Source organism: Streptomyces sp. RP5T, from assembly GCF_003933965.1.
In the GTDB taxonomy this organism is placed as follows: Bacteria; Actinomycetota; Actinomycetes; order Streptomycetales; family Streptomycetaceae; genus Streptomyces.
Window position 1 is genome coordinate 1 of sequence record NZ_RSAJ01000553.1, and the last position, 5,502, is coordinate 5,502.

At 71.7% G+C, this 5,502-nt stretch carries 5 protein-coding genes; all 5 read right to left on the reverse strand.

Features of this window, described 5'->3' with window-relative positions:
• On the reverse strand, positions 1 to 189 hold a 189-nt coding region (locus EHS43_RS36060), incomplete at its 3' end, for a hypothetical protein (RefSeq protein ID WP_148104173.1).
• Between the two features lie 147 nt (positions 190 to 336).
• Positions 337 to 1,326: a DNA-binding protein WhiA gene (whiA, locus tag EHS43_RS36065; protein ID WP_031057649.1), complete on the reverse strand. Its 990-nt coding sequence runs from the start codon at positions 1,324 to 1,326 to the stop codon at positions 337 to 339.
• Positions 1,317 to 2,384 carry a uridine diphosphate-N-acetylglucosamine-binding protein YvcK gene (gene yvcK, locus EHS43_RS36070; RefSeq protein ID WP_125194821.1) on the reverse strand — a complete coding sequence of 356 codons (1,068 nt, stop codon included), beginning with the start codon at positions 2,382 to 2,384 and terminating at the stop codon, positions 1,317 to 1,319. Before yvcK ends, whiA begins: the two co-directional genes overlap by 10 nt.
• The gene (rapZ, locus tag EHS43_RS36075; protein ID WP_125194822.1) at positions 2,381 to 3,340 is read right to left on the reverse strand and encodes an RNase adapter RapZ; all 960 of its coding nucleotides are present in this window, start codon (positions 3,338 to 3,340) and stop codon (positions 2,381 to 2,383) included. Before rapZ ends, yvcK begins: the two co-directional genes overlap by 4 nt.
• A complete protein-coding gene (gene uvrC / locus EHS43_RS36080; protein ID WP_125194823.1) occupies positions 3,337 to 5,370 on the reverse strand; it encodes an excinuclease ABC subunit UvrC in 2,034 nt (677 codons plus the stop codon). The genes rapZ and uvrC overlap by 4 nt, the downstream gene beginning before the upstream one ends.
• Between the last annotated feature and the right edge of the window lie 132 nt (positions 5,371 to 5,502).

Genomic DNA, 5,502 nt, shown 5'->3' on the forward strand with positions numbered 1-5,502 from the left:
TTCGTGGCCGTCCTGCCCGGCCGCCAGCAGCAGGGGTACCTGCCCGCTGGTGACCTCGGCGCGGTAGACCTTGACTTCGTTCGGATCAGGAGAACCGGCGCTCTGCGCGGCATGGGCGACGGGCGCGAGGCCCGCGCCGCCGAGGAGGAGTGCGCCAACAGCGAGGATCGGTCTCGCTCTTCGTCTCATGAGCCCCCCTTGCGGTGGTCCGCCACAGCAGCGAACAGATGCCAGGCTCATGACAGTTCATGATCCAGTCAAGGGTGCCTCGCGGATGGGCAAAAGCCGGTGCCGACGACCGCAAGCGGGCGTCGGCACCGGCGTGGTGACGGGCGGTCAGCCGACCAGGTTGTCGGCCATCTCCTCCGTGATGCTGGACTCCGTGCCCGGGATGCCGAGGTCGGAGGCGCGCTTGTCGGCCATCGCGAGCAGCCGGCGGATCCGGCCGGCGACGGCGTCCTTGGTCAGCGGCGGGTCGGCGAGCGCGCCCAGCTCCTCCAGGGAGGCCTGCTTGTGCTCCATGCGCAGCCGCCCGGCCGCGGCGAGGTGCTCGGGCACGTCGTCGGCGAGGATCTCCAGGGCCCGCTGCACCCGGGCCCCGGCGGCGACCGCCGCCCGCGCGGAGCGGCGCAGGTTGGCGTCGTCGAAGTTGGCGAGCCGGTTGGCCGTGGCCCGCACCTCCCGGCGCATCCGGCGCTCCTCCCAGGCGAGCACCGACTCGTGGGCACCCAGACGGGTGAGCAGGGCGCCGATCGCGTCACCGTCGCGGACGACCACGCGGTCCACGCCGCGCACCTCGCGGGCCTTGGCGGCGATCGACAGCCGGCGGGCCGCGCCGACCAGGGCGAGCGCGGCCTCCGGACCCGGGCAGGTCACCTCCAGGGAGGAGGACCGGCCGGGCTCGGTGAGCGAGCCGTGCGCCAGGAACGCCCCGCGCCAGGCGGCCTCGGCGTCACAGGTGGCACCGGAGACGACCTGCGGGGGCAGGCCCCGGATCGGCCGGCCCCGGCCGTCGACCAGGCCGGTCTGGCGGGCCAGCTGGTCACCGCCCGCGACGACCCGGACGACGTAACGCGAGCCGCGGCGCAGTCCGCCCGGAGCCATCACGATCAGCTCGGAGCTGTGACCGAAGATCTCCAGGATGTCCCGCTTGAGTCTGCGGGCCGCCATCGCGGTGTCCAGCTCCGCCTCGATCACAATGCGCCCGCTCACCAGGTGGAGGCCGCCGGCGAACCGCAGGATGGCGGAGACCTCCGCCTTTCTGCAGCAGGTACGGGTGACGGGGAGCCGGGAGATCTCGTCCTTCACCGCTGCCGTCATCGCCATGGGCCGATCCTTCCATGCATCCGAAAAATACGGTCGTACGCGGCGGCCAACAGCTCCGGGTCGTGCCTCGGGGTTCCGTCGGGCCGGGCCACCGGCGCCAGCTCGACCGCGGCACCGAACCGCTTGGCGGCATCGGTCAGGGAGTCGCGGTCGGGCACGGCGGCCTGGTCGGCCAGCACCACGTCCAGGGCGAGTTTAGGGGCGTGTCGTCCCAAAACCTCCAAATGACGCTGCGGGGAGAAGCCATCGGTTTCTCCCGGCTGCGGTGCGAGGTTCAGGGAGAGTACCCGGCGCGCCTTCGTCTGGATGAGCGCGTCCAGCAGTTCGGGCACCAGCAGGTGCGGGATGACCGAGGAGAACCACGAGCCGGGGCCGAGGACCACCCAGTCCGCGTCCCGGACCGCCTCCACCGCCTCGGGCACCGCGGGCGGGTCGTGCGGCACCACGTGCACCGACAGCACCTCGCCCGGGGTCAGGGCCACGGTCGCCTGTCCCCGTACGGTGTCCACGTCCTCGGGCCGCTCCGGGTCGTGTCCCTTGACCAGGGCCTGGAGCTCCAGAGGCACGGCGGACATGGGCAGCACGCGTCCGTGCGCGCCCAGGAGCCTGCCGACCAGGTCGAGGGCCTGGACGTGGTCGCCGAGCTGCTCCCACAGGGCGACGATCAGCAGATTGCCGACCGCGTGTTCGTGCAGGTCGCCCTTGGAGTGGAAGCGGTGCTGGATGACGCGGGCCCAGGTCTGGCCCCACTCGTCGTCGCCGCACAGCGCGGCCAGCGCCTTGCGCAGATCGCCGGGCGGCAGGACGCCCAGCTCGTCGCGCAGGCGCCCGCTGGAGCCGCCGTCGTCGGCCACGGTGACGACGGCGGTGAGGTCGCCGGTGATCCGCCGCAGGGCGGCGAGCGAGGCGGACAGGCCCATGCCGCCGCCGAGCGCGACCACCTTGGGCTGGGAGCCGCGCCGGCGGGGCCTGGCACCGCGGGCCTCGGAGGGACGGGCCGCCCGCCCTTCGGGGACGGCCCGGCGCAGCCTGCTCAGCCGCGGACTACGTGCGGTCATTCCCGTCCCATGTCCCGGTGTACGACCACCGTCTCCACACCCTCGGCCGCGAGGCGCGCGGCGAGCTTCTCCGACGTGGCGACCGAGCGGTGCTTGCCGCCGGTGCAGCCGATGGCGATGGTCACGTACCGCTTGCCCTCGCGGCGGTAGCCGGCCGCGATGAGGCGCAGCAGCTCGGCGTAGCGGTCGAGGAACTCCTTGGCGCCGGGCTGGTTGAAGACGTACGCCGACACCTCCTCGTTGAGGCCGGTGAAGGGGCGCAGCTCCGGGACCCAGTGCGGGTTGGGCAGGAACCGCATGTCCGCGACCAGGTCGGCGTCGACCGGGAGGCCGTACTTGAAGCCGAAGGACATGACGGTGGCCCTGAGCTCGGGCTCCTCCTCGCCGGCGAACTGGGCGTCCATCTTGGCGCGCAGCTCGTGGACGTTGAGGCTGGAGGTGTCGATGACCAGGTCGGCGTCGCCGCGCAGCTCGCGCAGGAGCTCGCGCTCGGCGGCGATGCCGTCGACGATGCGGCCGTCGCCCTGGAGGGGGTGCGGGCGGCGCACGGACTCGAAGCGGCGCACCAGGGCCTCGTCGGAGGACTCCAGGAAGACGATCCGCCGGGTGACGTGCTTGGCCTCCAGGTCGGCGAGGGACTCGCGGAGGTTGTCGAAGAAGCGCCGGCCGCGGACGTCGACGACCACCGCGATCCGGGCGACGTTGCCCTGGGAGCGGGCGCCGAGCTCCACCATGGTGGGGATCAGCGCGGGCGGGAGGTTGTCGACGACGAACCAGCCGAGGTCCTCCAGACACTTCGCGGCGGTGGAGCGGCCGGCGCCGGACATGCCGGAGATGATCACCAGCTCGGGGATGGCCGCCTCCGGGACCCCGCCCGCGTCGAGGGTCGTGCCCGTACTCACCTGTGCGTCGTCTCCGCTCTGGGCCTGTTGTTCTTCGTGCTCGTTCACATTCATGTCTCCTGCCCCCGTCGTTCGTCCGGGGCGCCCGCCGTCACGGGGTCCCCGCCGGAACCCGTGGTGCCGGGTTCCTCCTCCTCCATGATCTCTCCAGTCGCCGTGTTCACGGCGGGCGCGGCCGGGGCCGCCTGGGCGAGGGCCACGGCGATCGTCTCGGCCGTCTTGCGGCCTATGCCGGGGACCTCGCAGATCTGGTCGATGGTGGCGGATCGTAGTTTCTTCAAGGACCCGAAATGTTTCAGCAGGGCCTGCTTGCGCGTGTCCCCGAGGCCGGGGACGTCGTCGAGCGGGCTCGACCTGAAGCGCTGGGTCCGCTTGGTGCGCTGGTAGGTGATGGCGAAGCGGTGGGCCTCGTCACGGACCCGCTGGAGAAGGTACAGGCCTTCGCTGGTGCGGGGCAGCACGACCGGGTCGTCCTCCTCCGGCAGCCAGACCTCCTCCAGCCGCTTGGCGAGGCCGCACACGGCGATGTCGTCGATGCCCAGCTCGTCCAGGGCCCTCTTGGCGGCGGCGACCTGGGGCTGCCCGCCGTCGACGACGACGAGCTGGGGCGGGTAGGCGAACTTCTTGGGGCGGCCGTCGTCCTCGGTGAGGCCGTCCTCGCCGTCGGCCCACTCCCCCGTCTTCTCCTTCTCGGCGAGATAGCGCCGGAACCGGCGGGAGATCACCTCGTGCATGGACCGGACGTCGTCCTGCCCGGCGAATCCCTTGATCTGGAAGCGGCGGTACTCGCTCTTGCGCTGGAGGCCGTCCTCGAAGACGACCATGGACGCGACCACGTCGTCGCCCTGGAGGTGGGAGATGTCGTAGCACTCGATCCGGAGCGGGGCGCTGTCCAGGTCGAGGGCCTCGGCGATCTCCTCCAGGGCACGCGAGCGCGTGGTGAGGTCGGAGGCGCGCTTGGTCTTGTGCAGGGCGAGCGCCTGGAGGGCGTTGCGCTGCACGGTCTCCATGAGGGCCTTCTTGTCGCCGCGCTGCGGGATGCGCAGGGAGACGTGGGAGCCGCGGCGCGTGGTCAGCCACTCCTGGACGGGCTCGACCGGCTCGGGCAGGGCGGGGACGAGGACCTCCTTGGGGACGGAGTCCCCCTTCTCCTCGCCGTAGAGCTGCTGGAGGGCGTGCTCGACGAGGGCGCCGGTGGTGATCTCCTCGACCTTGTCGGTGACCCAGCCGCGCTGGCCGCGGACACGTCCGCCGCGGACGTGGAAGATCTGGACGGCGGCCTCCAGCTCGTCCTCGGCGACCGCCATCAGGTCGGCGTCGGTGGCGTCGGCGAGCACGACGGCGCTCTTCTCCATGGCTTTCTTCAGGGCGCCGATGTCGTCGCGCAGGCGGGCCGCCCGCTCGTACTCCATCTCCTCGGCCGCGTCCGCCATCTGCTTCTCCAGACGGCGGATGTAGGTGCCGGTGCGGCCGGCCATGAAGTCGCAGAACTCCTCGGCCAGATCGCGGTGCTCCTCGGCGGAGACGCGGTCCACGCAGGGCGCCGAGCACTTGCCGATGTAACCGAGGAGGCAGGGGCGGCCGGTACGGGTGGCGTTCTTGAAGACGCCGGCGGAGCACGTGCGGACGGGGAAGACGCGCAGCAGGAGGTCGACGGTGTCGCGGATCGCCCACGCGTGCCCGTACGGACCGAAGTACCGCACGCCCTTGCGCTTGTGGCCGCGCATCACCTGTACGCGGGGGAACTCCTCGTTCATCGTCACGGCGAGGTACGGGTAGCTCTTGTCGTCGCGGTACTTGACGTTGAACCGGGGGTCGAACTCCTTGATCCAGGAGTACTCCAGCTGAAGGGCCTCGACCTCCGTGGACACCACCGTCCACTCCACGGACGCGGCCGTGGTCACCATCGTGCGGGTGCGGGGGTGCAGGCTCGCCAGGTCCTGGAAGTAGTTCGCCAGGCGCTGGCGCAGGCTTTTCGCCTTTCCGACGTAGATCACCCGGCGGTGCTCGTCGCGGAACCTGTACACCCCGGGAGTGTCCGGGATCTCTCCCGGTTTGGGGCGGTAGCTGGAGGGGTCGGCCATGTCTCACACCCTACTGGCGAGGGCTGACAGTCCGATCGGCCTGTGGACAACCCCGGCCATGTCCCGGCGGCCGCGGTTCCCGGAATCGGCCACCTCGACGCCGCTCGCGAGCAGGGCGGGGGCCGCGTGGGT

Coding starts and splice junctions, on each gene's coding strand:
- whiA (WP_031057649.1), bottom strand. CDS start 1,326: ATGGCGATGACGGCAGCGGTGAAGGACGAGATCTCCCGGCTCCCCGTC.
- rapZ (WP_125194822.1), bottom strand. CDS start 3,340: ATGAATGTGAACGAGCACGAAGAACAACAGGCCCAGAGCGGAGACGAC.
- yvcK (WP_125194821.1), bottom strand. CDS start 2,384: ATGACCGCACGTAGTCCGCGGCTGAGCAGGCTGCGCCGGGCCGTCCCC.
- uvrC (WP_125194823.1), bottom strand. CDS start 5,370: ATGGCCGACCCCTCCAGCTACCGCCCCAAACCGGGAGAGATCCCGGAC.